Source organism: Kushneria phosphatilytica (genome assembly GCF_008247605.1).
Taxonomy (GTDB): domain Bacteria; phylum Pseudomonadota; class Gammaproteobacteria; order Pseudomonadales; family Halomonadaceae; genus Kushneria; species Kushneria phosphatilytica.
In genome coordinates this window covers 223,949-248,961 of record NZ_CP043420.1, presented here as the reverse complement: position 1 = coordinate 248,961, position 25,013 = coordinate 223,949, and the positions used below count along the sequence as shown (strand labels likewise).

At 61.5% G+C, this 25,013-nt stretch carries 21 protein-coding genes; 11 read left to right on the top strand and 10 right to left on the bottom strand.

The annotated features are described in order from the left end of the window. Nucleotides 1-16 precede the first annotated feature (16 nt). Nucleotides 17-1,426 carry a hypothetical protein gene (locus FY550_RS01095; protein ID WP_070980821.1) on the bottom strand — a complete coding sequence of 470 codons (1,410 nt, stop codon included), beginning with the start codon at nt 1,424-1,426 and terminating at the stop codon, nt 17-19. A gap of 197 nt (nt 1,427-1,623) precedes the next feature. Here FY550_RS01095 and FY550_RS01090 point away from each other — a divergent pair, with 197 nt between their 5' ends. From FY550_RS01090 to FY550_RS01075, 4 genes are all read left to right on the top strand, one after another. Continuing rightward, on the top strand, nt 1,624-2,421 hold the full coding sequence (locus tag FY550_RS01090) for a transporter substrate-binding domain-containing protein (RefSeq protein ID WP_070980820.1): 798 nt from the start codon (nt 1,624-1,626) through the stop codon (nt 2,419-2,421). 66 nt (nt 2,422-2,487) lie between these two features. Next, nucleotides 2,488-3,606, top strand: coding sequence for a succinylglutamate desuccinylase/aspartoacylase family protein (locus FY550_RS01085; RefSeq protein WP_070980819.1), 1,119 nt, complete (start codon nt 2,488-2,490; stop codon nt 3,604-3,606). A gap of 14 nt (nt 3,607-3,620) precedes the next feature. Next, nucleotides 3,621-4,220, top strand: coding sequence for a DNA-3-methyladenine glycosylase (locus FY550_RS01080; RefSeq protein WP_070980817.1), 600 nt, complete (start codon nt 3,621-3,623; stop codon nt 4,218-4,220). A gap of 32 nt (nt 4,221-4,252) precedes the next feature. Beyond that, nucleotides 4,253-4,849: a DNA-3-methyladenine glycosylase gene (locus tag FY550_RS01075; RefSeq protein ID WP_070980815.1), complete on the top strand. Its 597-nt coding sequence runs from the start codon at nt 4,253-4,255 to the stop codon at nt 4,847-4,849. A gap of 532 nt (nt 4,850-5,381) precedes the next feature. On the opposite strand, the gene FY550_RS01070 is transcribed toward FY550_RS01075, so the two are convergent. Further along, complete coding sequence (locus FY550_RS01070) at nt 5,382-6,659, bottom strand: sugar transferase (RefSeq protein ID WP_084388243.1); 1,278 nt, start codon at nt 6,657-6,659, stop codon at nt 5,382-5,384. A 520-nt stretch (nt 6,660-7,179) separates the two neighbouring features. Here FY550_RS01070 and FY550_RS01065 point away from each other — a divergent pair. Then, a complete protein-coding gene (locus FY550_RS01065; RefSeq protein WP_139148746.1) occupies nt 7,180-7,479 on the top strand; it encodes a hypothetical protein in 300 nt (99 codons plus the stop codon). 227 nt (nt 7,480-7,706) lie between these two features. Here FY550_RS01065 and FY550_RS01060 read toward each other — a convergent pair whose 3' ends face one another. From FY550_RS01060 to FY550_RS01030, 7 genes are all read right to left on the bottom strand, one after another. After that, nucleotides 7,707-8,666 carry an efflux RND transporter periplasmic adaptor subunit gene (locus FY550_RS01060; RefSeq protein ID WP_070980813.1) on the bottom strand — a complete coding sequence of 320 codons (960 nt, stop codon included), beginning with the start codon at nt 8,664-8,666 and terminating at the stop codon, nt 7,707-7,709. Between the two features lies 1 nt (nt 8,667). Then, nucleotides 8,668-8,895: a DUF1656 domain-containing protein gene (locus tag FY550_RS01055; RefSeq protein WP_070980812.1), complete on the bottom strand. Its 228-nt coding sequence runs from the start codon at nt 8,893-8,895 to the stop codon at nt 8,668-8,670. After that, the gene (locus FY550_RS01050; protein ID WP_168169356.1) at nt 8,895-10,970 is read right to left on the bottom strand and encodes an FUSC family protein; all 2,076 of its coding nucleotides are present in this window, start codon (nt 10,968-10,970) and stop codon (nt 8,895-8,897) included. Before FY550_RS01050 ends, FY550_RS01055 begins: the two co-directional genes overlap by 1 nt. Before the next feature lie 152 nt (nt 10,971-11,122). Next, the gene (locus FY550_RS01045; RefSeq protein ID WP_070980810.1) at nt 11,123-11,533 is read right to left on the bottom strand and encodes a VOC family protein; all 411 of its coding nucleotides are present in this window, start codon (nt 11,531-11,533) and stop codon (nt 11,123-11,125) included. Then, nucleotides 11,530-13,914 carry a flagellar biosynthesis protein FlhF gene (flhF, locus tag FY550_RS01040; protein ID WP_168169355.1) on the bottom strand — a complete coding sequence of 795 codons (2,385 nt, stop codon included), beginning with the start codon at nt 13,912-13,914 and terminating at the stop codon, nt 11,530-11,532. The genes FY550_RS01045 and flhF overlap by 4 nt, the downstream gene beginning before the upstream one ends. A 258-nt stretch (nt 13,915-14,172) precedes the next feature. After that, complete coding sequence (locus tag FY550_RS01035) at nt 14,173-15,627, bottom strand: aminoacyl-histidine dipeptidase (RefSeq protein WP_149054298.1); 1,455 nt, start codon at nt 15,625-15,627, stop codon at nt 14,173-14,175. A gap of 107 nt (nt 15,628-15,734) precedes the next feature. Further along, complete coding sequence (locus tag FY550_RS01030) at nt 15,735-17,924, bottom strand: tRNA(Met) cytidine acetyltransferase TmcA (protein WP_070980766.1); 2,190 nt, start codon at nt 17,922-17,924, stop codon at nt 15,735-15,737. A 178-nt stretch (nt 17,925-18,102) separates the two neighbouring features. On the opposite strand from FY550_RS01030, the gene FY550_RS01025 reads away from it, so the two are divergent. From FY550_RS01025 to FY550_RS01000, 6 genes are all read left to right on the top strand, one after another. Beyond that, the gene (locus tag FY550_RS01025) at nt 18,103-18,534 is read left to right on the top strand and encodes a hypothetical protein (protein WP_070980764.1); all 432 of its coding nucleotides are present in this window, start codon (nt 18,103-18,105) and stop codon (nt 18,532-18,534) included. Between the two features lie 94 nt (nt 18,535-18,628). Further along, nucleotides 18,629-20,359, top strand: coding sequence for an HD domain-containing phosphohydrolase (locus FY550_RS01020; RefSeq protein WP_149054297.1), 1,731 nt, complete (start codon nt 18,629-18,631; stop codon nt 20,357-20,359). 150 nt (nt 20,360-20,509) lie between these two features. Next, complete coding sequence (locus tag FY550_RS01015) at nt 20,510-21,031, top strand: iron transporter (RefSeq protein WP_149054296.1); 522 nt, start codon at nt 20,510-20,512, stop codon at nt 21,029-21,031. A 61-nt stretch (nt 21,032-21,092) separates the two neighbouring features. Continuing rightward, a complete protein-coding gene (locus FY550_RS01010; RefSeq protein ID WP_070980759.1) occupies nt 21,093-21,440 on the top strand; it encodes a cupredoxin domain-containing protein in 348 nt (115 codons plus the stop codon). Between the two features lie 40 nt (nt 21,441-21,480). Next, nucleotides 21,481-22,344: an FTR1 family iron permease gene (locus FY550_RS01005; protein WP_070980756.1), complete on the top strand. Its 864-nt coding sequence runs from the start codon at nt 21,481-21,483 to the stop codon at nt 22,342-22,344. A gap of 62 nt (nt 22,345-22,406) precedes the next feature. Next, nucleotides 22,407-23,759 carry a 4Fe-4S binding protein gene (locus FY550_RS01000; RefSeq protein ID WP_070980946.1) on the top strand — a complete coding sequence of 451 codons (1,353 nt, stop codon included), beginning with the start codon at nt 22,407-22,409 and terminating at the stop codon, nt 23,757-23,759. Nucleotides 23,760-23,811: 52 nt separating this feature from the next. On the opposite strand, the gene FY550_RS00995 is transcribed toward FY550_RS01000, so the two are convergent. Continuing rightward, a complete protein-coding gene (locus FY550_RS00995; RefSeq protein ID WP_070980753.1) occupies nt 23,812-24,777 on the bottom strand; it encodes an ATP-grasp fold amidoligase family protein in 966 nt (321 codons plus the stop codon). Between the last annotated feature and the right edge of the window lie 236 nt (nt 24,778-25,013).

Sequence of the window (25,013 nt, the reverse complement as noted above, 5' to 3'; positions counted from 1 at the left end):
GCGGAGCTGTCATTGTTCAATCGGCTTGCGAAAGCCACCTTGCCAACCGTGCCTCACCCAGTCGCACCAGCGTTTCACGCATGGTTTCGCCATGAAGATGCCGCCGCTGTACCCGCTCGGCCAGCTGCGCCATTGCCTGCGGCAGCCGCTCGGACGCCAACACCACGAGCCGGCCCGAATCATCGGCGCGAGCTTCCAGCCCCAGCGTCACCCCATCGGGAGTACCGGTCAGCGTCAGTGTTGCCGGAGTCGGCCGCGCACATCCCTTGGCACAGCCGGACAGATGCAGTGAGACGCTGCCATCACACAGTGGCGCGGCGGCTGTGGCAATATCCGCTGCCAGCGACCGGGTCATCAGATGCCCGCTGGCGCAGCCGGCAGCCCCCACGCAGGTTTCCAGTACCAGACGCGGATCGTCGGGATCGACAATCAGCCCCAGGGCCCGGGCCCGGCGGGCGAGCGTCGCCACATCCAGCGAGCCGTTACCCGCCACCCGCCAGCGCCGTCCCGGCGCCGGGGCAAAGGTGTCGGCACCACACTGCCGCGCGGCCCGGGTCAGCTGTAGTAGCGTGGTCGCCTCGATCTGACCGAACGGCCAGTGAATCTCGAGCTGATGATGATCAGCCATCGCCACGGGGCGCGCAGACGGCTGCGCCCGCACCCAGGCAATGGCCGGACGCAACCCCAGCACGTCACACAGCTGTAGCGGTGCGCATCGGTCCAGCAGATCGCGGCCACGGGCCTGTGTGCCACAGGCAGCCACCGCCTCGAGCAACGCCTCGGCGCTTTCGGCCAGTCGTGCCAGACCGATATCGCCCAGCCAGGTCACGCTTGAAGCCTCACCGGCCAGGCCCAGCCAACCGCGTCGCTCGCCGTCACTGTCACGCGCCAGGCGAATACGCAGATCAGCGCTCAGCTGATCCAGCCCGGCCCACTCGCCACCGGCATCAATCACCACCGCCAGCTTGGGCGCCAGACCTTCAACACCGGCCGCCAGCAGTCGCTCACGCAGCCGAACCACCACAGCCCGATCAGTGTCATCAAGCGCCCCATCACGATTCATCAGCGGATCGAGCGTGATCGCCGGCACGCGCTGATCGAGCAGCTCGGGCCCCAGCCTCGAGGCCGAGGCGTGGCCGGAGGGCCCCATCAGTTCACGGGGCAACCGCCCCACCGTCAACGCCGTCAGACCACGCAGCTGCAGATTGCCGCGTCGGGTCAACTCGATAATGCCATTACCCAGCCGCTCGGCAGCTTCACACAGCACGAGCGTCTCCTCCACGTCGAGCCCGCGTGGCAGCGGCGGCAGACGGGCCAGATAGCCGTCACCGGTTGCCATCGGCGCACTCAGTGTCGGACAGGCGCCCCGCCGACCGTAGCCCCGGGCGCTGTCATCATCGGATGTGTCGGTGAAAAACGGGATCATGGACGCTCCGCCGGGCGTTCGTCTCTTCTGGTCGGACATGCTACAGCATCACACAACGCTTCACTAAGCCGGCCATTGCCCGCTCTGGAAAAAGCCGGCCCACTGGGCGAGGATGGCGATCTGCCCTCGTTCCTTTTGTCCTGCTGACGAAAGCCAACGACACGCAACGCAGGTTGATCCCATAACAAGGAACCCCGATGAAACGCCTTCTTACCGCGACACTGATCACCGCCATGATGCTGCCGACAGTGGCTCTGGCCCGCATCCCCGATACCGTCAGACTCGCCATTGATGTGCCCTACAAACCCTTTGTCGAGCGCGCTCCGGATGGCCAGCTGAAGGGCTTTGAAATCGATCTCGGCAATGCACTTTGTGAGCACGCCGAGCTCAACTGCAAGTGGGTCGAGCAATCCTGGGATGGCATCATTCCCGGCCTGCTGGCGCGCAAGTATGACGCCATTCTTTCGTCGATGGCGATTACGCCGGAGCGCGAGCGCCAGGTGCTGTTCTCGATTCCCTACTACAACACGCCCAGTGTCTGGATTGCCCCGCGTGACAGCGATATCGACATCAGCGACAAGGCCTCGCTGAAAGGGCTATCAGTCGGCGTGCAACGCGGCTCGATCCGTGATGTCTACGTGACCCAGGAGTATGGCGATGTGCTCGATATCCGCCGCTACAGCTCATCGGAGGATGTCGACAACGATCTCAAGACCGGGCGAATCGATCTGGCCTTCGAGGACTTCCCGCTGGCGATTGCCAATTTCGATTTCCGCGGCGATGACGCCCCCTTCAAGCAGGTCGGACCGTCCATCAAGACGCCCACCTCGATCTTCGGTCGTGGTGCCGCAATGGCCTTCCGTCCACGCGACAAGGATCTGGCAGCAAAATTCAATCAGGCGATTCGCGATGTCTACGCCGATGGCACCTTCGACAAGCTGATGCATCAGTATTTCGATTACGACCTTTCGACCCCGCCACAAGCGAAGCAGTAACCCTCCCCGGTGCGAGTCGGCCAGAGCCGGCTCGCCGCCTACCTTGCATTCCCGACAGGACTTATTGTGGAACATCGCCGCCATCCGCTACCGGGCCAAACCCCCGGCACCCGACGCCAGCTCGACAGCTTTCACTATGGACCGGCCAACGCCGAGCGCAGCGTCTACTTTCAGGCCTCACTGCATGCCGACGAGCTACCCGGCATGCTGGTGGCCTGGAAGCTGCGACAGCGTCTTGCCGAGCTGGAAGCGCATGATCGATTGCACGCGCGTATCTGTGTCGTACCGGTCGCCAATCCCATCGGCCTTGATCAGCAGCTGATGGATACGCCGCTGGGACGCTACGAGCTGGAAACCCTGACCAATTTCAACCGCCACTTCATCGATGTGGTCGATACCATTGCCGAGGGTCTGGAGACCCGGCTGAGCGATGATGCCGAGCACAACCGCACCATCATTCGTGAGCGCTTCGGCGCGGCACTGAATGCCATCGCGCCGGAATCCGCGCTGGGCGCGATGCAACTGACCCTGCAGCAACTGGCGTTCGCGTCCGACTACATCGTTGACCTGCACTGCGACTTCAACGCCGTCGAGCATCTCTATACCACGCCCGCCGCCTGGCCGACCTTCGAGCCGTTGGCACGCTACTTCGGCTCGAAGGCGAGCATGCTGGCGACCGATTCCGGCGGCCAGTCATTCGATGAGTGCTTCACACTGGTATGGGAGCAGCTGCGTACGCGCTTCGGCGACCGCTTTCCGATCCCCTATGGCAGCGAGTCGATCACTCTCGAATTACGTGGGCAGGACGATGTCAGCCATGAACTGGCCGAGCGGGATGCCGAGGCGATCATTCACTGGCTGATGCACGCCGGCCTGATTGATGGCGACGCTCCGGTACTGCCCGAATTGTGCTATCCGGCGACCGAGCTGGCAGCCATGGACTTTCTCAAGGCACCGGCCGCTGGCGTACTGGTCTTTCATGCCACACCCGGCGATGTGGTCGAACAGGATCAGTTGCTCGCCGAGATCATCGATCCGATCGATGACACGGTGCACGCACTGCGCGCGCCTCAGGGAGGCATGATGTATGCTCGCAGCCAGCGACGCATGGCCACCCGCGGCATGATTGTGGCCGACATTGCCGGGCATCACAGTCATCGCAGCGGCTATCTGCTGGCGCCCTGAGCCGGCCGCCACGGATGGTCGATGTTGCGACACTCAGGGGGCGCGCCCTCGGCACGGCCTTTTTCGATCGTGATCCCGACCGGATCGCGCGCGATCTGCTGGGCCACGAACTGGTCCATGACAGTGCCGACGGACTGCTGGTGGGCCGGATCACCGAAACCGAGGCCTACGGCACCGAAGCGGACAGCGCCTGCTACGCTGCCCGGGGCAGTCGACGGCGACATGCCACCATTTACGGTCCGCCGGGTCATGGACATGTCTACTGCGTCTACGGTCACACGCTGCTCAATGTGGTCGTCGCCCCCGAGGGTACACCCGGTGCCGTACTGATTCGGGCCGTGACACCGCTGGCCGGCAAGGCCTTGATGGTGGCCCGGCGCAGTGGTCGCAGCGGACGCGAACTGGCCAATGGCCCCGGCAAGCTGACCCGGGCAATGGGGATCGAGCGTGCGTGTTTCGACCGTGCTGATCTCTGCTGCCAGGGCGCGCTCTTTTTCACCGCCGGCGAACCGATAACAGAGTGTGCCGTGACCACCGGGCCGCGCATCGGTATCGACTACGCTGATCCGATCGATCGCGATGCACCGCGGCGCTTTCGCCTCATCGACCACTGAAACGACTCACCTTCCGCGTTACGGAGCCACGCATGCAGGAGCCCGACGCTCGCCCGACACCACTGCCGCGCAGTTTCTTTGCCCGCGACTCGCTCACGGTAGCGCGCGACCTGATGGGTCGTGAGCTGGTGCATGACAGCGCTGAAGGCATGCTGATTGCGCGGATTGTCGAAACCGAAGCCTACGGCGACGAGCGCGACAGCGCCTGCCATGTGTCGCGCGGGCGCACGCCGCGCAACGGAGTGCTCTACGGCCCGCCCGGACACGCCTATGTCTATCTGATCTATGGCCTGCATGAACTGCTCAATGTGGTCACCGACGCCGATGGCCAGCCGGGTGCGGTGCTGCTGCGCGCCATCGTGCCGGTCCACGGTGAAGCGGCAATGATCGCCCGACGCAATGGCCGCGCCGGACGCGAGCTGGGCAACGGGCCGGGCAAGCTCTCCCAGGCATTGGGCATCACCCGCTCGGCCTTCAATCGCGCCGATCTCTGCAGCGGCCAGGGACTCTGGTTTGCAGCCGGCACGCCTGTGTCAGACAGTGCGGTGCGCACCGGCCCACGAGTGGGTATCGACTACGCCGAGCCAGTGGATCGCGATGCACCGTGGCGTTTTCGTTTGATTGGTTGACCTTCCGCCCTGCACAGCGACTTATATCGCTTATCGGCGCCCATGCTGGCAGGTCCATCAAGGCCTTGCCGACTTCTGCCCCTGCCAGTCACCCGTCACACTGCCTTGCAGACCTGTCTGCAGCCTCCCGATGCCTATCAGGTGGTACTCAAGCGCGTAACACTGCACAGGATGCAGCCAAATCTCACGACGAAGGTCAGACGCCTGCATTGAATGCCTCAGTCAAGGCAGCTCATGCCGGCAACAGAGGCGCGGCTTTGCCGTAGTTGCCAAGGAAGTTCCGATAACGACACCGCCCGATGCACTATCAACAGTCTTTCAGAGTCGATAATGCCTAACTGACCTCTGCCTGTTTGAAACGTCAACCATGCGTCCCAGACCCTGTCTGAAAAGCCGTCGAGCGATGGCCAGGCAAGGCAAAAAAACGGCGAAGGCACGACCGGGCTGGCGTGCCCGTTCACACCGTGCAAATGAGCATCTTGAGCCGAATTTTAACGCCGTATTGCCGAGCGCAGTAATTTTCAGACAGGACCTAACGGGCACCTGAGCCGGTAAATACTGTCTTTATAGTGCGTATCAGAATCAGGATATCGATCCAGAAGGAAAAATTCCTGATGTAGTAAAAATCGTATTCAAGCTTGCGTTTTGATCCCTCTACTTCAGAAACGTATCCCTGCTCTATTTGTGCCCATCCGGTGATTCCCGGACGCACCACATGTCGATAGCGGAAAAAAGGAATGTCTCTTTCATAAGCTGCTGTCAACGAAGGTGTTTCGGGGCGAGGCCCGATAAGACTCATATCGCCTTTCAACACGTTGAAAAGCTGTGGCAACTCATCAATTCGATACTTGCGCAGTTTTTTGCCAATACGCGTAATCCTGGGATCTTCTCCATCGGCCGTAGGTGTCTGATCACCCGGATTTACATACATGCTGCGTAATTTGTAAACATCAAACTCACGCCCCTGAAACCCCGACCTTGTCTGTCTGAAGAATATGGGACCCGGATCATCACGCTTGATTAACACGGCAGCAATACCAATTACAGGTAGAATCACTGGCAGCATCAGCAGCGCTACAAAAAAATCGACAGCTCTCTTGAAAATTTCATAATTATTATTGGTCACCAGCAATCCATACGGATTCTGATAAATATGATCGAGCCCTACCTTGCCAGTCAGCTCTTCATGAAAACGCTGGGCATCATGAACGGGAATACGCCGAATCATGCAATCTGCCAGAAAACGCTGCCACTCAGGCGTCATCTCACTTTTCAGGTCTGCAACAATACCATTAACACGCAAATCCTTCAGGTCAGGCTCCCTTAACCAACGCCAATCTACAACGTGCTGTTTACAGAAATCCTCAACCCGTCCTCTGGGTACAATTGCGATCTTGCGCACACGATAACGATTTCCGATCAGATAACCAGTGTAAACAGCCACCAGTGAAATCACATACGAAACGATCATGGGTTCCGGGGAAAAGGCGAGTTGGCAAGCCGCCAGCAGTATGCCCATCAAAAGGTAGGCTACTGTCATGAAAGGTAGTATATAAAAAAAGGCGGAAGTTCCGGGAAAACGGGAAATGGCATGTACCGCACTAATCGCCACCAGATAAGCGATACCGCTCGCCACGATAGTGGTCACCGCCCCCAGGGCATTCCAGTCCCTTCCCCATTCCCAAAAAGCCGGTACGATCGTGGTGAGTATAAAGCCCAACACGAGATTGGTACGGAAACTCAGCAATATCCGTTCATACCATCGAGAGTGGCGCAGCCTGCCATAGCTTGATTGAAAGGTCATTTGCATTGTGTCAATCCTCAGGCTATCCCCTAGGCCGAATCCCTTGTTCGGATAATGTTCGGTGACTGCCTGAAGCCCGGAAATAATGGGCCAAAGGCGTACGCTGGTAATATTTTTGGCATGATGAAAAATCAGGTCGATTATCGACCCGGACTTTTTTCATGACGCTTACTTATAAAGCCAGCTGCTGTTCTTCGAACTCATACGGGCGAGCCGCACTCTTTGAAAGATAGACTCATCAGGGACGCCAAAAAAAGAGGCATACAAACGAAAAGCACAATTGGCATATCTTCAATCCGGCGCGGGTGCTGATAACACCCGGCAATGTGCAAAAGCAATGCGAGACTCATACCAGAGGTTTAAAAAAACAGGGAAAAGGTCAAACCTTACGACCAAAGATTTAAAACTGAAGAATCAATTTACGGTTATTTTTTATAAAATGAAAAATTAATACAACGCGCCGCCCAGCTACATTAAATAATACAGAAACATCGTTTTATAATAAAAGGTCGGAACGGCATAACGTTTGAAATACAGAGTATTGTTTTCTGTTTCAGAAAAATCGCCGGGTTCAATTCGCACTGCATTCCTGCATCAATTAAAAATCGGGGGTGTTACATTGACCATTCTCATCATCTATCTAACACTGACCCTTCTGGCGCTTCTCTTCCTGTTGGGCGCTATCAGAGCATCTTCGAATAGTGATTGGCTGGTTGGAACCTCTGTTCCTGACATCGAAAATTCAGGAGTCGTGTCTTCCTCTTCCGGGAAAGTGACCGAGCGCAAGGATACTGCGTATGCTGCTGATGGTATCAACCGGGAATAGAAACTCGCCGGATATTAAAGACATACATTAAAAGATATTGTATTCCCCAGACTGAAATTACCGGTCCTCCATGACCGGCACAGCGGCCCTGCCATAGCCATCCTGGTAGCCACAGGATAAAAGCCGCGTACCTGTGCAGCCGCCACCAGGGTCAACCCGCCATGCTGATCATGAGGGTGCGTTTTTAAACACCCTGCAAGACAACAAGTGCTTTTATCAGAATCGACTCAAATGCTGATCAGCGCTTCCCACAGATGGCGCAACGGCTTGAGCCAGTCAGGAAAGTCATTGCGCGCGGCCGCACCGGCATCCAGATAAATGGTCGCCGTCAGCCCATTGGAAAGCTTGATATTCTCGGGCACCTGATCGAACGCAATCCTTACCGGGATACGCTGGGAGAGACGCACCCAGTCGAATGACGCATTCACCGAAGCCAGACCACTGGATTGAGCACCGGACTGGCTGCTCAGGCTGTTATCGGTAATGCCGTGGGCATAGCTTTCCACATGACCACGAATCGGCTGATCGCTGGAGAGCAACTGCACCCGCGCCGGGGCCCCGACATGAACCCGGGAAAGTTTGGTCTCCTCGAAGTAGCCCAGCGCGTAAAAGCTGTGTGCATCGACCAGCGTCATGGCATTGCTGCCGGCGGTGACATACTCACCGACCCGCAGATGCTGATTGGTGATATAGCCATCCACCGGTGCCTCAACCGTGGCACGCTCAAGATCAAGCTTCGCCTGACGGACCTTGACCCTCGCCTGACGCACCGCCGCCTCGTCGGCCAGCATGGTAAAGCGGGCGTTCTGGCGATCCTCGTCGGAGACATAATTCTGCAGTCGACGCCGCCGCTCGTAGTTGGCCTTCGCCTCATCACGCTCCTGACCGAGCTGTTCGAGATTGGCCTGTGCCTGATCCAGTGCCAGCTGGTAGCGCTGTCGATCAATGGTAAACAGCACATCGCCCTGGTGGACAAAGTCGTTGTCCCTGACGCTGATGGTGCCTACCAGCCCGGAGACATCCGTGCTCAGATGAATGACATCGGCGCGGATACGACCATCACGGGTCCAGGGGTCATGCATGTAGTGCTGCCAGATCTGACGTACAGCCAGCAGCGCGGCCAGGACTATGACCACGGTCAGCAGAATGCGCAGCATGCGTCGCAGTTTCAGGGGCAAGGCCATCATTTTATCCCTCTCCGGTACCGGCAATGGGCAGCGCACCGGAGAGCGCCAGTACTGCCCACAGCAATAATGCATAAAGTGCGACATCCACCAGTGCGGGATGCCACAGCCAGCGATAACACCCCAGCCGCACGAGCAGTCGCCGGGTGAGCAGATAGAGCGCCAGCGCCACGAAGACCGGCACGGCCAGCGGCGGTATCAGAAACCCCATGAAGGCCCATTCGTCGAACATTACGCCTCTCCCCCGGCGACTGTTGCGCCGGTGGTGGCGCCCCGACGACTGTCCGCTTCCAATCGGGTACCGGGTGCGTTTCGCATCAGGTGTGCCAGCATGACCAGCTCCCCGATGACTGCCACCGGCAGCTGTGTTTCATGATGCAGTCGGGCGGCCCACGCCTCGGCCTGGGCGGCGAAACGATGCCACAGTGCCGGCTCATGTCGTGACGTTCGTTCCAGCTGGGCGCTGACTTCACGCAGCCAGGTTTCGATGGCCGTCTGATGTTCTCCCAGCGTGTTGCGCAGATGACGCAGCCGCCAGACGCATAGCGCCAGCGCATGCAGATCGATGGCCTCACGCAGGCACTGCTCGTTTCCTCCCAGCGCCACCAGCCGACCGAGACGATCATAGAGCCGGCTCTCCAGCCGTGCCCGATTGGGCAGCCACCGGGTGCCGGCGATGCGTGCCAGCCCCGCCCAGTACGCCTCCAGCAGCGTGGCCATGCGCTCGGCAGGGGTACGCTGACGAAACAGCGAGTAGGTGATCATGGTGACAATGGTGCCAATGATCGATGCCAGGCCACCGTTGATGTAGCGCGCCGGTGTAAAACTGTAGGTGGTATGCAGATTGAGCAGGGTCATCATCGTCACGGCCCCGGACAGCCCCAGCAATGACCAGCGGGGATAGGGCGTGACCAGGGTCCCGATCATCACCGGCAGGCCGAGTGTGAGCGCCAGTAGCGGGAAGCCGTTGATCACCGGCAGGATCAGAAAGAGGATAATGCCGCCCAGCACCACTGCCGCAATCGACCCCCACATGAACTGATAGACGATCGCCGCCGGGTTGGGCGCCCGGGCAAAGAGCACGGTGAAGACGCTCAGCAGCATCATGGCCAGATAGCCCGAGTGCCAGCCACTGTGAATCCAGAACTGTCCCAGTAGCTCGAAGGCAATAAAGACCCGCAGCGCGTTGTAGCGAGCCACGAAATGCTCGTTATGAGGAGCGCGCGGACGCCGCTCCCGGGGCAGACTCTTGACGCGTGACTGGCCAGGGTTATCCAGCGCATGTCGCAGCCGCCGTCCATGCTGCAACAGCCCCAGCACCTCATTCAGCCGCTGATGAACCAGTTCGGCATCAATGCGCAGATCGGCATCTCCCTGCACCGCCTGCGACCAGTCGAACTCGGGCAGCGCCAGCCGGGTGGCGGGCTCACCGTCGGGTCGGTGACGAATGTCATGCAATAGCGGGGTGACGTATTCGGTCAGCTGCGCGAGCCGGTCTTCGCCCCCTGGCCGCGCCCGCAATCGGCGCAGCGCCTCATCCAGCTCCCGCAGAGCCGTAATCAGTGCCAGACTGTCGCTGGCAAAGCGATCCAGAGCCGGAATGAACTGCCGATAACGGCGTGTTTCACGCCGGGTCAGGCCACAGAGTTTTTCGAACTGCTGATAGTGCCCGAGCAGCGCCGTGAAATGCCGATCCCGAGTCTCCCGTGAACGCTCACCCTCCAGCGCCACCAGGCTATCACCGGCCGCCTCGCTCAGCAGTGTGGACAACGCCTCCGGCAGGCTGCGGCTACCGAAGCGTGGGGCAATCACGATATGCATCAACAACCCTGCGCCAATACCCACCGAGGTTTCGGTAAAGCGCGACAGGGCAACCGACCAGATCTGATCAACCCCGGTGCCAATGGCGGTCAGCGATACCAGCGTCGCGGTATAGCCACTGAGCATCATTACATAGGCGACCGTTTCATCCGCCTCGAGCATCACATAATAGGTACACAGCGCCAGCCACCCCCCTGCAAAGAGCAGATAGAGCATGGGCTGCTGGGCAAAGCAGGCAATCAGCACCAGTCCGGCGATGGCACCGAACAGGGTACCGAAGAAGCGCGCCAGACTGCGGCCGATAATGATGCCGATCGGCGGCGTACCGCCGGTAAACATGACCGGCTGCAGGGTCACGATCATGACCGCCAGGATCGCCCAGGCGGGCTGGGAGAGATCCAGTCGCAATGACACATAAAGGGCCAGCCAGACAGCCAGTACCGTCCGCAGTGCCAGCAGCCAGTGATCGAAAGGTATGCGTTGCATGAAGAGAGTCCGCCGGCCTGCCGTTCGTGAACGCCCGGCAGTGCCATCCGTCGGCAGGATGAATGGAGAATGCATTTGTCGTTAATACTGAGGCTGCGAAGTATTCCATCAAACTGCCGAGCCGTCTACCCCATCAGCCGATGACAGGACATTCAGCGATGGGCCGCCAGCCAGCGCGCGCTGTCGCGGGTCAGGGTCAGCCCGAGAAAACGATGGGCGGTCTCCATCAGATTGGAGAGCATTTGCGACGTCGCCGCATCCGGCTCGGCGCTGACCAGAAGCAGCACCGGTGATTGCGAATACTCACCGGGCAAACGTTTGAGCAAGCGGTAGATCTCGGCGACATCAGAGGAGAAGGCATCAAACCATAGCAGTCGATAGCCGCCGCCCGCTGCCTCGATCGTCACCGGTCTCCAGCCCTGGCCGCCCGGGCTGGGCAGCGTCGCCAGCGCCCGATCGATTTCATCAGTGGTCGGATCTCCCAGCACCACCACCGGGGTGGCCGGTGTCGCACTGCGCTGGCGCTGATGCCAGGCCCTCAGTCCTGCGGCCTGATCGCTCATGCCGAAGCCGCTGCCGTAATCGGCTGTACCGCGCCTGCGCGACTCAGAGCCTCGCGGGCATTGAAGGCATCCAGCAGGCCTTCCAGCAGCGCTTTCGGACGCCGGCCGCAACGCCGCTGCGCCACTCGTGAAAGGCGCGCCCGTACGTCCATGGCCCAGTCGGCTTCCTCAAGACCCAGCCGCAACGCCAACGATGCCAGTGCCGCGGCCAGTTGCCAGCGCTGCTCGCGATCAGCGCGCGCCATGCCGCGTGCCTCCAGTGCCTGCCATGCCTGACGGGTGAGCAGTGGCAACTGCTCCAGTGCCAGCGAGCAGCGTATCCGAGAGACAGCATCACGCCCCGTCCGGCTGGTGCCCAGCCAGTAACGACGCGCCAGTCGACGCCCCTCATCCGGATCACGCAGCTCTCCATACCAGGCCGTAACCGGCAGCCCATGCGAGGCCTCGCGATTCGGTGTCAGGGTAACCTCCAGCCGGGTCAGCTGCAGCGCCGCCCGCTTCCCCTGGTGGCGCACCATGATTGGCTCGTCCGCCTCGCCCAGCGCCATCAACTTCGACAGCGGCTGACGCGCGCCGCCATGCAGTACACGTCGGCTGCCGCTGACCGGCGCCAGCCAGGCGCAGCCCTGCCCATCCAGTCGATCAAGTTCGACAATATCCGGCAACTGCATCAAAAGCTGCCACTCCACCCCCAGTTGTTCAGCCCAGGCCAGTTGCTCGGGCGCCCCGGCCGGCAGCGCATGCCGCGGCCACACCAGCGGCTGAGGCATGCCATGTTGATCCAGCGTCACCAGCGGCATCATCTGATCCGCCCCACTGACCGAGCTCTCCTTCGACCACCAGAGCGCATGAGGCCGATCACTACTGGCCAACAACGTCTGCTGGGTCGTCGCCGCCATCAGCCGGGCAAATCCGGAGCGGCCCTCACTGCCCGCATCACGATCGGCCTGCCGCCAGCCCTGCTCCAGCAGGGTCATACCGAGATTGTGGGTGCGCAATGTTTCAAAAGTGGCTTCCAGCGCACTGCCCTCACGCAACACATCACGCGAGAGCGAACGCTGGCGGCTCTCCTGGGGATGTGCCGCCAGATCGACCTCATCGAAGGCAAAGGGAGAGGCCTGATCCAGCGACAGGGCCTCACGCAACAGTGCCTCCCCATCAATGGGTTCCAGGTCCTCGGGCACGCGCTGACCGCGGGAGACATAACACAGTCGCAGACGATGGCGAATCACCACATCCAGCACGCTGCCCAGTCGTGCCGCCTCGTCGAGCTTGGTCAGAATACAGCCCCACAGCGGCGCGCCGGCTCGGGTCGAAGCCTGCTGCCAGGCATCGATGACCTGCTCCAGAGTGTCACCATGGCGAGCGGCATCGAGCACCAGTACCCGCCGCGTCGGTACCGTAGAGGCGCCCAGGCGGGCGATTTCGCCCATCAGACGCTGATCGCGCTGACTCATGCCAACGGTATCGATCACCATCATGCGTTTACCGGCCCCCCGCGACAGCAGAGCCCGACGCGGCTGGGCCAGGCGTTCCAGCAGGGCGCCGAGATCACCTTCGGCATCAAGCGCATGCACCTCCACCCCCAGCAGCCGGGCATAAATACGCAGCTGCTCGGCGGCGCCGATCCGGTAGCTGTCAGTGGTCACCAGCGCCGCCTCTTTGGGACCATGGCGCATCACATAACGCGACGCCAGCTTGGCAGTGGTCGTGGTCTTGCCCACCCCGGTCGGCCCCACCAGGGCGAACACGCCGGCCTCGTCAAACAGCTCGCCCTCGTCATCGAGGGTGGTCAATCGCTCGCCCAGCTGACGCACCAGCCAGGCCATCAGCGGCGCGGTCGCCGCCTCATCCTGCTCGTCCTCCGGTGGGGTCAGCAGCTCCTCGGGAAGGCCTTCGAGCAGTTCACCGGCCAACGCAGCGCTGAAACCGGCATTGATCAGTCGTCGACGCAATGCCCCCACCAGCCGCTGACGCGCATCGGCAGCCGTCTGCCTCGCAGGGTTACCCTGCTCGCGCAGCATGCTGCGCATCTCCTCGAGCAACTGGCGGTTCATCGCCTGCATCATGCCGAGCGTGCTGTCGTCTTCACCGGAAGGCGGTATCGGTTCAGGCGGGGCCGGATCGCTCTGTGCGGGCGCTTCCACGGGCACCGGTGCCTCGCTGGGCGGAGGCTCGGAGGGCGGGGTTTCGTCCGAAGGCGGTGGTGGCGTTTCGAACTGCGACAGTGACTGGGCGTGATCCTGCTCCGGCATGGCAATGATCTCCACGCCGCCCTCGACCGGACGATTGGAGAGGATCAGGGCATCATCGCCCAGCGTGGCGCGTACCTGCCGCATGGCATCACGCCCATTGATCCCGATGAAACGTTGTACCCCCATGCCTCTCTCCATGACTTGTCACAAGCGACCTGCGCCGGATGCCCGCCGACGACAGGTACGGACCGACAGCGTTCGATGATGCACAGCCTGGCATGAGTCAGGGCAATGGCATGAGAGAGAATGGGCAGGATTTTGCGGCTTATTCCGCTTTCACCCTAAAGTTTCGCCCATGACTGCCGAGGGCGGGCCCGGCCTGGTGACTCAGCAGGCAGCGCCAGCGACCCGACGCGGCTCAGGCACCGGGTCGCTGAACGGCGGTTACTGCTGCGCGAGATCCTCGATCATCGCTCGCAGCACGGCGTAAAAGTTCTGCACCGCGCCGATATCAACCCGCTCATCCGGCGAGTGCGCGCCACGGATGGTGGGGCCGAACGAGATCATCTGCATTTCGGGGTGTTTGGCCCCGATCAGGCCGCACTCCAGCCCGGCATGGACGACCTTCACCTCGGGTGCCTCGCCGGTGGTCGCTTCGTGCACCCGCTCGAATCGTGCCAGCAGTGGCGCCTGCGGATCCGGGGTCCAGCCCGGATAGCCCTGGTTGGTGTGGGGCTCGAAGCCGGTGAGGGTCAACAGTGTGCACAACCGCGCCACCAGTTCGTCACGGGCGCTGTCACGCAGCGAGCGCACCATCAGCTGTAGCCGGAATTTCCCCTGCGCCAGCCGCACGATGCCCATATTGTTGGAAGTTTCCACCACGCCTGGCGCGGAGCGGCTCATCCCCGCCACACCGTAGGGCAGGGCATGCATGACCCCCACGATCCGGCGGCTGTCATCAGCGGCAACCGCCCGGTCAGGTGCAGCCGGCTCGTGGCTGACCGTCACCCCCTCATCGACGCCTTCCAGCTCCTCGCGATACAGCCGGCCGAAGCGCTCGATCTCATCGGTCACGTAATCGAGCCGGTCTCGGGGGAACGCTACCGTCGCCCACGCCTCACGAGTGATGGCATTGCCCATGGTGCCACCGTCGTAATCGGCCAGTTGCAGCCCTTCGACAGCGAGATGGTTGAGTAGCCGGGCCAGCAGCCGATTGGCGTTGCCCAGCCCCTTGTGGATATCGAGCCCGGAGTGGCCGCCCTGAAGCCCATGGACACCAATCTTCAGGCCGGCCATGCCCTCGCCCAGCGGGGCTTCATCGAACGTGACCTCGGTCGAAACGCTCGCCCCACCGGCACAGCCGATATAGACCTGTCCCTCATCCTCGGAGTCGAGATTGAGCAACAGACGACCCTGCAGCCACTGTTCGCGCAGTTTGATGGCGCCGACCAGTGACGCTTCTTCCTCGACCGTCAGCAGCACTTCCAGCGGCCCGTGAGTGAGCTGCTCATCATCGAGAATCGCCAGTCCGGCGGCCGCACCAATGCCATTGTCGGCCCCCAGGGTGGTGCCGCGTGCGTGCAGCCAGCCACCTTCCTCATGAGTTTCGATGGGATCACGCTCGAAATCATGCTCAACGCCGGGAGCGGCCTGGGAAACCATGTCGAGATGGCCCTGCAACACCACACCTGATGCCTGCTCATATCCCGGCGAGGCCGGCTTGCGCAGCAGCAGATTGCCGGCCTCGTCACGCTCGTGGTGAAGCCCGCGCTCATCGGCCCAGGCTTCAATCTTCCTGGCCAGGGCCTCTTCCTTGCCCGAGGGGCGTGGGGTATTGCAGAAGGTGCGAAAGTGACGCCACAGCAGCGTCGGTTCCATGGTTTCGAGATGTTCGTTCACGCCGTCTCCTGGCTACCGGTATGGGTGACTGGACAGGCCGACAACCGTGTGCCAGCCATGGTGATGTCAGAATACGCCATCCCGCAGGCATCATCAGCCCCGCCCACTCAGACAGGTGACACCGTCAATTCGCCGCTGCGTGCCCGCAACCAGTCCAGCGCTGCCTGCCGTCCGGCCAGTCCGTGCTGCGAGGCCAGCCAGTCAAGCGAGCGTCCCTGCCAGAGCACACCGGTCAATGAGGCCAGCTGTATCGAGTCATCTTCGCTCGTAGTCGCGTCTTGTGCGTGCCTGATCAGCGCCATCAACAGGATACGACGCAGCAGCGGTCGCACCGGCACCAGCGGCGCGCGACCCTGCGTAAAACGTGTCAGGCGAGTGCGCTCAGCTGAAGTCAGGGGGTCGGGCGTCACGGCGACCTGCGCCAGCAGCGTGGCCGCCACACCGGGATCGAGCCCAGCCAGCTCAATCAGCAGCAGCTCGCCCAACTGCTCACGCAGTGCGTCTTGCAGCGCCGCCAGCAGCGTCTCACCCTCAGTCGTCAGCGCACGCGCCACCATCAGCGCATGCTCTCCGGTGGAGGTTTCCGCCGTCAGCCCAGGGCGCAGCGGCGCAAATCCCGCCCGCTGCCAGAAGCGCATCAACCCGGGTTCGGCACCGAAACTTGCCCCCAGCAGTGCTATCCCTTCGTCGCGGGCCCGGCAGGCGACGGCTTGCAACAGTGCCTGTCCGAGACCGCCGTGGCGAGCCTCGGGATGGACGGCAATCCGCATTACACGACGCCAGCGCTGCTCGGCAGCTTCTTGCACACCAGCATGCACCGCCAGCGACTGTGGCAGCAGATGCCCGCGCGGTCGCCGCTCGCCCCGGGCGATCCGTTCGGCCAGGGACGCTTCAAAGCCGCCCTCATCGCTGCATACCGCCACGCCCAGCAATACATCCTGCTGCTCGATCACCTCCAGACTGACCCCGGGCGCCACCAGCAAAGTGCGCAGATCAGCCGGCGTGGTGCGATAGTGGGCCTGTACCAGCAGGCCGAACAGGCGTCGCAATTCAGCTTCGTGATGCGCCAGATCGTCGCGATCCAGCCGGCGAGTCGTCACGGCTTCCAGCTCGACAGGCCACGGCAGCGGCGTCACGGTCGCATCCAGACAGAGCAGTTCGGCGGTGAGCTGTTCCAGTGGATCCTCGGGCGCCCAGCGCACCGGGATTGTCATTTCAAAATGGCGCCACTGCGGCGCATGGCGATCAAGCTGATCACGAAAGCGCAGGGCAAAGCCGCGCCCACTGCCTTCATAACCATGCACGGTGGTGGCAAAGACGATGCGTGGAAAGGCCCTGAGCCAGCGGGTCAGCAGCTGTGCCGGCAGTGCGGCCGCTTCATCGACCAGGAGTGTGGCGCCCGCGCCCCCCAGGCTCTCGAGCTGTTCGGTCAGCGCATCAGGGGCAATGAAGCGCACCTGGTGAAGTGTGCCATCCGGCGACGGCCAGCAGAACGCATTGCCCTCACGCTGCCCGGTGGGCAGCAGTGCCATCAGGCGTTCGAACAGCGGTTCAACCGCTGCCGGGCGTGGCGCAGTGACCAGCAGCTCTCTCTCGCCCGCCTGCAGTCGCCGGGCCGCAGCGATGCCAAGCGCGGCACTCTTGCCGCGGCCGCGATCGGCGGTCAGCACCAGTGGCCGCCGACGCCTCAACCGCCCCAGCAGTCGTACGGCCTCGGCCTGATCCGCTGTCAGGCAGTCCGTATCAGTGGGTTGGTCGCCCGGTCTGGAGGCCTCCGCCACGACCGGCAGATGAAGCGTGGCCTCCCCTTGCTGCCAGCGGGCCACTTTGGGCGAGTGCCTCAGCAGCCGCGCCAGTCGCGCAAGGTAGCGCGGACTCAGCGTCTCAGGTGGCGTTGCCTCGTCGCAGAGCCGGAGGTGATCAGCATCGGCCCGACTGCCCCAGTGTGCAGGCGTGAGCAGCAACAGCAGGCCGCCAGCGCGCACGGTGCCCGCCAGTGCGCCAAAGGCATCAGGATCGAATCCACTGCCCTGGTCGTCATGCGCATCGAACACCACCAGATCATTTTCGCCCCCCAGCCGTGACCGGGCCTGCCCCGGAGCGAGTGCCTCGATCCCGCCATCTGCCGGTGGCTGTCCCCCGACCCAGAGCACATGCGCTTCCCCGGCCAGTAACCGGGCCTGCTGTCGCGTCCAGTGCGGTGACCCCGACAGCCACAGCAGCCCACGGTGATGGGCCAGGCTCAATCGATAACGCCACTGCCACAGAGGTTCCGACTGGGGAGATTGCACATTCATGAGAAATTTCCGACGTAGACTTTCACGGCGTCACGCAGCGCCATGCGCCAGGGTAACATGTCCCTTTGCGGATCATGGCAGACCATCGCGGCCATTCAGGCTCAAGGTGCGCCCGCGGCGGCCGATCATGCACTCATGGACCGCCCTCGTTCGACGGTCACTCTTCATGGAGAACACCATGCCGATGTCATCGGGTCCCTCCCACCGTTACGGTCTATCGCTGCTGACTGCTCTGCTGCTTGTGCTGCCCCTTCAGGCGAGCGCCCAGCAGGTCGTGGTCACCGAGGGAGGCATACTGCCACCCGCATCGCCGCTCGAGCGCCCCACCTGGAAACAACCGAGACATCGTCACTTCGGCACGCACGGCTATCGTCATTTCGACCCCCGTCGTGATGTCGACATCGGCGTGGTGCTGCCGCCTTCCCAGCTCGAGCACTGGCGCTCGAACCATATCCCCGACAGCTATCGCCTCAAGGGGTATGACGGCCAATCCCGGGGAGGCGCCAAAGTCTGCCGACATCCCGATGGTTCGGTGGAATACTCCACCAGCGGCATCCAATGTCCCACCGGACAGACACCCTCCGGTGGCAGGAGCTGGTCGACCCAATAATCGTTTACCCGGCGTTTAAAGTACTGCTGTCATCGGCCGATAAAACTGTTCGGGGTCTTTGTCGCCCCCTGCCCCGCAAGCCACGGACGATGTCATGGAGACGCGCGAAAGTCAGCCTCGCCAGCAGATAGAAATCAGCGATACCCATCATATCGCCACGGTGGTCGAGTCGCTGAGCGATGAGACGCATGTGCTGTCGATCACCCTGTCTGCGGCGGCAATCGCCTTTCCCGCCTCGATCAGCCAGATCGAGCCGGAGCACAATACGCTGACACTTGCGCTGACAGATGCCCAGGCGCTCGATGCCAGTGAGCTGAATCTGACCGATCTGATCCTGCGCGCCGAAACCGCCTCCGAGGCGCTGCAATTCGACGCCTTCGAAGTGCTCGCCGCCCACCGCAACGCTGACACTCTGGAGCTGCGGTGTCATTTTCCCGGTCGAATGTCTACCAGCTCCAAACGACGCAATGTGCGCATGCCCTTCATTCGAGGCATGCAGGCCAGCGTCCGAGTCAGGATATTTACCGATCAACCTGCCATTGAAGCGGGGATTCGTGATCTCTCCGCCAGCGGCTGTCAGCTGGAAGTACCACTGAGTCACAGTGCGCCGTTTCGCCGCGATATATGGCTGCCGGAAATTGCCATCACTTTCCCGAATGGCGCCCAGCTGAAAATTGCCGGCCAGGTCCGCCATGTTCGCCCGGCCGGACGTTCGCACTTTGCGGCCGTGGGGGTCGCCTTTCGCGAGCTGGCTTCCGGGGATGAAAATCGCCTGATCTACTTCATCAACGAAGTGGAACGCGAAGGGACCTATCGAACCGGCGAAGGCGGCCGCATGGCCTGGCCCTCGCCCTTGTTTATAGCCGATGAGCCAGGGTATCAACGCAGTGGCTACCAGCGTCGCCAGAGTGGCCGAGGCGACCGCCAGCCCATGGTGACGGCCATCCGCGAGGTGGCACGCCAGCTGCACATCGCCCATCTGGCACTGCTGAACCAGCAACCGATCCCGGCCAACACCCTGCACAATGGCGCCACCACCCTGCTGAGACTGCTGAAGAAGAATCGCCCGGTGTTCCTGTACGCCCTCTGCTGCATGGATGAAGAGCCGCAATGGATTCAGCACTCGCTGACCGTTGCCGGCCATCTCGCCGATCTGATGCTGGCGGAAACCGAGCATGCCGACCGGGTCCGGGAAGCGGTGATGGCCGCCCTGCTGCACGACATGGGCAAGGCGATGTTGATCAGCGAGGAGCTGACCAGTCTGGAAGGCCAGCTGACAGAAGAGCAGAAGCACTATCTGCGTCGCCATGTCGATATCATGATCGAGGCCCTCGCCCCGGTGGCGTGGCTCGATGCCACCCTGTGTCACGAGATTGTCGGCTGCATCAATGAACGCCTCGATGGCAGCGGCTATCCGCATGGTCTGACCGCTGAAGCACTGACCCCGGTCACCCGCATGGCCAGCGTGATCGATGCCCTCGATGCCATGCGGCGCCCCCGCGGCGACCGCCAGTCCTATACCGCCATAGAAGCCTACCGCTTCCTCTATAATCGTCCCGACCGCTTCGACAAGTGGTGGGTCACCCGCTACATCCAACGGCACGGCTTCTACCCCATCGGTAGCCTGATCAGATTCTCGCGGGGCTTTCTCGCCTGGGTGATGGAGCTGGACCAGCAGGGTCAGCCCGAGCGGATCAGAGTGGTACTGAATATCGCTCGCAACCGGATGACCATGAACGATGTTCTGAGCCGAGTGGATTTTCCTCAGCTGGGCCGTCTGGAAGGGCTTGTCCAGCCCGAGCACTACGCTCTGCAGCCGAGCTGAATCAGCGTTTCGAAACGGTGCCCTTCCCTGAAATGAGGGTGATGCGACCGAGTGCCACTTGCCTGCCGGCCGCAAGTGAGTATCATGCGATGAGATTGATTATCATTCATGAACAAACCCACTCTTCATCATCTCTCGGGAAACAGCACGATGACACCCTTTCGCTGGCTCTGGACACTCCCCACTCTCGCCTTCCTCTCCACATCTGCCTACGCCCTCGAATATCCGATCGGCAAACCGAAGCATGAGCATGGCATGGAAGTCGCTGCGGTTTATCTGCAGCCGGTCAGCATGGAGCCGGCAGGACAGACCCCCGCCGCCCAGGCCGACATTCATCTGGAAGCCGATATTCACTCACTGGAAAACAACCCCAACGGCTTCGCCCCCGGTGACTGGATGCCCTATCTGCAGGTCGATTACACCCTCCGCAAGCAGGGCAGCGACCAGAGCATCAGCGGCACCATGGACGCCATGGTGGCCAATGACGGCCCGCACTACGGCGACAATGTCCGCCTGGCAGGTCCGGGCAAATATCATTTGACCCTGACCGTGCATCATCCGCAGATGATGCGTCATATCGACAAGGAGACCGGCGTAGGGCCGTGGTACAAGCCGTTCACTGTGGATTACGATTTCGTCTACGCCGGGGTGGGCAAGAAAGGCGGTTACTGACACTTGCAGCAATGCCTGTCCCGCCGTATCGGGGCAGGCGATCCGTGACGAGGGAGTTCCCATGAAACACATGCTCCGACTGCTGGCCCTGCTGACGAGTCTGAGTCTGGCCAGCACTGCCTACGCCAGCGAGCTGACCGAATACACGCTGACCCTGCACAACGGCACGCTCTCTCCCCGGACCCTGCACGTCAAGGCGGGCGAACGATTCAAAATCACTCTGAAGAATACCGGCAATACCCCCGCCGAATTCGAGAGCACTTCATTGCGCAAGGAAAAAGTACTGGGACCGTCGGTCACATCGTTTGTCGTCATACACCCTCTGAAGCCGGGCAGCTACGACTTCTTCGACGACTTTCATCCCGATGCCCGTGGCTCGCTGATCGCTGAAGCGGCCACCCCCGAATGAGCCGCCAGGCGCCGGCGTTCACTGCAGCAGGAATCCACTCATGTTCAATCAGGTTCTCCTCATTGTCTGGCGAGAAAGTGTCGAAGCCATCCTTATCATCGGTATCGTGCATGCCTGGCTGAGTCAATCCGGTGCACGGGTGGGGTTGCGTTACATGTGGCTGGGCGTACTGGCCGGGCTGGGGCTGGCCGGCCTCATCGGCATGGCACTGATGAGCGCCGCCAGCTGGCTGAGCGGTTCGGCACAAGGCATCTTCCAGACCGTCATGGTCCTCACGGCCTGCATCCTGATCGTTCAGATGGTGTTCTGGATGCGAACGCATGCGCGAACCCTTAAAACCGAGCTGGAAAGCGGCCTGGCCCACTCGGTGGGTAATGCCCATTACTGGGGTATTGCCACGCTGGTGGCCATTGCGGTCGCCCGTGAGGGCTCGGAAACCGTGGTATTCCTGTACGGCATGGGCATGGCGCAGTGGTACAGCGGCGCGATGACGCCCTTCCTGATCGCCGCCGCCTCCGGCTTCGGGCTTGCCGTGCTGACCTTTCAGATCATGCAGCTGGGAAATCGCCTGTTCTCCTGGCGCCGCTTCTTTGCGGTCACCGAAGTGCTGTTACTGCTACTGGCCGCCTCGCTGCTGGTCGGTGGCATTGAGCGTCTGATCGATCTCGGCGTGCTGCCGGCCGGCCCCGACCCTCTCTGGGACAGCAGTGCACTACTCAACGACAGCGAGGGCCTCGGCGGATTACTGGCGACCTTCGCCGGTTATCGTGCCATGCCGCCACTGACCGCTGTGGTCGGCTGGGTACTCTACTGGGGCGTGATAGCGACCCTGCTACGCTGGCAGCGCCGCCGCATTCCAATGACTGTCAGGCATGACACATCAAACGGCATGCAGGCACCGTAATGTCAGGCTGCCATACCCATTCGCGCCCCGCCGCTCCCCGTGTGGCAGCCCTTGGCCACTGGATGCGCGATCATCGCGGTGTCATCCAGACCATTCAATGGAGTGTGGTCGGTCTTTACGGATTCCTGCTGCTGGTGCCGGCCCTGCTACCGCTGCCTGACGATCAGGCCCATATCCTGACCAATCTGACAGTGCTGGCCGAGTTCATCTTCTGGGGGCTCTGGTGGCCCTTCGTGCTGATCAGCATGGTGCTGCTGGGGCGGGTCTGGTGTGGGGTTTTCTGCCCGGAGGGCACCCTGACCGAGGCAGCCACGCATATCGGCCTGGGCCGCCCCATTCCACGCTGGATGCGCTGGCCGGGCTGGCCCTTCGTGGCCTTTCTCGGCACGACCCTCTACGGCCAGATGGCCAGTGTCTACCAGTATCCGACCGGCGCACTGGTAGTGCTGGGCGGTTCTACCGTCGCTGCGGTGCTGGTGGGGCTGATCTACGGCAAGCGCGGCACACGCGTCTGGTGTCGCCATCTGTGCCCGGTCAATGGCGTGTTCTCACTGCTCTCCAAACTCTCGCCACTGGCTTTCCTGACTGATCGCAGTGCCTGGGAGCGCTTCAATCATGAGCACCGTGGCAGCGAGGTACGCCACCACGCACCACACTGCCCTCCGCTGGTGCCCCTCAAGCAGATGCAGAGCACCAGCCCATGTCACATGTGCGCCCGGTGCAGTGGCTACAAGGAGGCCATCTTCCTGTCGACCCGCATGCCAGGTGTGGAAGTCATCGAAGAGAGCGCGCAGCGAGCGACCCGGTGGGAGTTTATTCTGCTGATTCATGGGTTGCTGGGCGTGGCCATTGGCGCCTTCCACTGGACCGTCAGCCCATGGTTCGTGGCCCTCAAGCAGGCCGTGGCACTCTGGCTGGTCAATCACGGCTGGCTGTGGCCGCTCGAGACCACCGCCCCCTGGTGGCTACTGACCAACTACCCGGCCCATAACGACGTTTTCAATCTGCTCGATGGCGCAGTGCTGATCAGTTATATCCTGACGACGAGCATACTGCTGGGCTCGGCCATCAGCCTGGCACTGGCACTGGGTAACGCCTGTCTCGGACGCTGGTCATGGCAGAGGCTCTGGCACCTTTCACACGCCCTGATCCCGGTAGGCGGCATTGGCGTCTTCCTCGGACTTTCCGCCACGACCGTGACGCTGCTGAGAGGTGATGGTCTGCAACTTTACTGGATCAACGAGTTCCGCGCCCTGCTGCTGGCGCTGGCCATGTTCTGGTCGCTTCGGCTGGCCTGGCGTATCGCGGGCGAGTACACAACGCACCCGGGACGACGGTCAGGCATGCTGGCTGGCGTGGGCCTGGCACTCGGGCTGGTGGGTCTGGCCTGGTGGCTGATGTTCGTGGGCTGGTAAAACACCGGCAGTTCACTCGGGAAGAACGCCGGTATTTTCCAATGAGGGCGGCTCAGCTGGCGTATTGCCGATCGCGCTCGACCAGCGCGGGTGTCTGATAACGGCACTCCTCGAACAGCTGCCCCCAGGCAAGATCCTGTTCATGCGAGCGGAAGTGCTTCAGTCCACCGGTCGGCGTGAACGTGATCTCGCCGAAGTAGACACGGTGCTCGGTCAGATACAGATCGACCCGAGCGAAACCGAATCCTTCCGACAGTTTCAGCGCAACGTTCAATGCCTCGTTGAGCCTGGCCGGCCGAGGCAACGGCACACCGGTGGTAAACTGCTCTTCAACGATATCGACCAGCTGCCAGTCGCTGGTGTAATAATCGAACGCCAGATGTTCGAACCGATCGTGATCGACTTCAATGAACACCCGAGGCGCTTCACCCGGTTTGCGAAAGCAGTAGAACTTGTAGTCCTTTGGTGCCCTGCCCCGTTCATCCAGCAGCAACTTTTCGAACATCAGCTGCGGGTCGATGCCCCTGTAATGGCGCTCTCGACTACTGGCAGCAAAATCATTGGCCAGCCACTGGGCACCCAGCGCATTCAACATATGCAGCGGATAGTCATGCTTGTCGCGTACCAGCAGATTGAAGCCCGAACCGTGATTGGCCTTCATCACGAACTGCTCTGGCAGGGCGTGATACAACTCATTGTTCAGCTGTTTGCAAACCCCATGACACGGGATCAGGTACTGCTCGCCCACGATGGAGCGAACGTAGTCGCGCGCCAGCACCTTGTCGCTCAGCGGCGTAAAGATCGGATCGGGGTCAATGCGCCGGCGGCATATCTTTTCATTGAAGGTGCGCGGCGCCTTCAGATTCGGCCAGTAACCGAACTCACGCCGATACACCATGGCCACGTACTGCCGATCAGACAGCCTGCTGGTCACGGCATGACGAAGTGCATGGAAAAGACGTGATCGTCCCCGGCCCTGACTGCGAGAATGCGGATAGGTTGCCGTTACCTCAGTCATGTTTGCGCCCCTTGCCTGTTCTACCGGCTCGGTCTGTACCTTCGCTGCCGGCGATGTAACAAAAAGTGACACAAAGCGGCGCAAACTAATATGCAGATCTGTTTATCCAACGTTATTTATTCGTCTGATACCTGCCAAAACCGCCCTTTTGGCTGTCATCACAGCGATACCGGAAAGCAGAAAATCCTCTATAGCCACCATCATTTCACGTTAACGTAACGAATCCTTATCGGCAC

Bases quoted from the DNA above. Each gene is read 5' to 3' on its own strand.
- FY550_RS01045 (WP_070980810.1), bottom strand. From the start codon at position 11,533: ATGAGCGATCAGGCCGCAGGACTGAGGGCCTGGCATCAGCGCCAGCGC.
- FY550_RS01075 (WP_070980815.1), top strand. From the start codon at position 4,253: ATGCAGGAGCCCGACGCTCGCCCGACACCACTGCCGCGCAGTTTCTTT.
- FY550_RS01010 (WP_070980759.1), top strand. From the start codon at position 21,093: ATGAAACACATGCTCCGACTGCTGGCCCTGCTGACGAGTCTGAGTCTG.
- FY550_RS01020 (WP_149054297.1), top strand. From the start codon at position 18,629: ATGGAGACGCGCGAAAGTCAGCCTCGCCAGCAGATAGAAATCAGCGAT.
- FY550_RS01070 (WP_084388243.1), bottom strand. From the start codon at position 6,659: ATGCAAATGACCTTTCAATCAAGCTATGGCAGGCTGCGCCACTCTCGA.
- FY550_RS01080 (WP_070980817.1), top strand. From the start codon at position 3,621: ATGGTCGATGTTGCGACACTCAGGGGGCGCGCCCTCGGCACGGCCTTT.
- FY550_RS01060 (WP_070980813.1), bottom strand. From the start codon at position 8,666: ATGATGGCCTTGCCCCTGAAACTGCGACGCATGCTGCGCATTCTGCTG.
- FY550_RS01055 (WP_070980812.1), bottom strand. From the start codon at position 8,895: ATGTTCGACGAATGGGCCTTCATGGGGTTTCTGATACCGCCGCTGGCC.
- FY550_RS01050 (WP_168169356.1), bottom strand. From the start codon at position 10,970: ATGCAACGCATACCTTTCGATCACTGGCTGCTGGCACTGCGGACGGTA.
- FY550_RS01005 (WP_070980756.1), top strand. From the start codon at position 21,481: ATGTTCAATCAGGTTCTCCTCATTGTCTGGCGAGAAAGTGTCGAAGCC.
- FY550_RS01090 (WP_070980820.1), top strand. From the start codon at position 1,624: ATGAAACGCCTTCTTACCGCGACACTGATCACCGCCATGATGCTGCCG.
- FY550_RS01095 (WP_070980821.1), bottom strand. From the start codon at position 1,426: ATGATCCCGTTTTTCACCGACACATCCGATGATGACAGCGCCCGGGGC.
- FY550_RS01030 (WP_070980766.1), bottom strand. From the start codon at position 17,924: ATGAATGTGCAATCTCCCCAGTCGGAACCTCTGTGGCAGTGGCGTTAT.
- flhF (WP_168169355.1), bottom strand. From the start codon at position 13,914: ATGGGGGTACAACGTTTCATCGGGATCAATGGGCGTGATGCCATGCGG.
- FY550_RS01015 (WP_149054296.1), top strand. From the start codon at position 20,510: ATGACACCCTTTCGCTGGCTCTGGACACTCCCCACTCTCGCCTTCCTC.
- FY550_RS00995 (WP_070980753.1), bottom strand. From the start codon at position 24,777: ATGACTGAGGTAACGGCAACCTATCCGCATTCTCGCAGTCAGGGCCGG.
- FY550_RS01000 (WP_070980946.1), top strand. From the start codon at position 22,407: ATGCGCGATCATCGCGGTGTCATCCAGACCATTCAATGGAGTGTGGTC.
- FY550_RS01025 (WP_070980764.1), top strand. From the start codon at position 18,103: ATGCCGATGTCATCGGGTCCCTCCCACCGTTACGGTCTATCGCTGCTG.